Source organism: Mycolicibacterium elephantis DSM 44368, assembly GCF_004014805.1.
Lineage (GTDB): Bacteria > Actinomycetota > Actinomycetes > Mycobacteriales > Mycobacteriaceae > Mycobacterium > Mycobacterium elephantis.
Genome location: NZ_ATDN01000084.1, coordinates 1 through 223, shown reverse-complemented (window position 1 = coordinate 223; position 223 = coordinate 1). Strand labels below are relative to the sequence as shown.

General features: G+C 66.4%; 1 protein-coding gene. It reads left to right on the top strand.

What is annotated here, in order from left to right:
* The coding region (locus tag MELE44368_RS25675) for an ABC transporter permease (RefSeq protein ID WP_206613867.1) at positions 1-223 on the top strand (223 nt) is incomplete at both ends.

Sequence of the window (223 nt, the reverse complement as noted above, 5' to 3'; positions counted from 1 at the left end):
CTCGATGGGTGCGGGCACGTTGGCGATGATCGGCGGCACGGTGGCGATCGTGGGGTTTTTGACGTTGGCGGCCGGGGGCACGTTGGCGGTGCAGGGTTATAGCTCGCTGGGTGATATCGGGATCGAGGCGTTGACCGGGTTTTTGGCGGCGTTTATCAATGTGCGTATCGCTGCGCCGGTGGTGGCCGGGATCGGGTTGGCGGCCACGTTCGGGGCCGGGGTG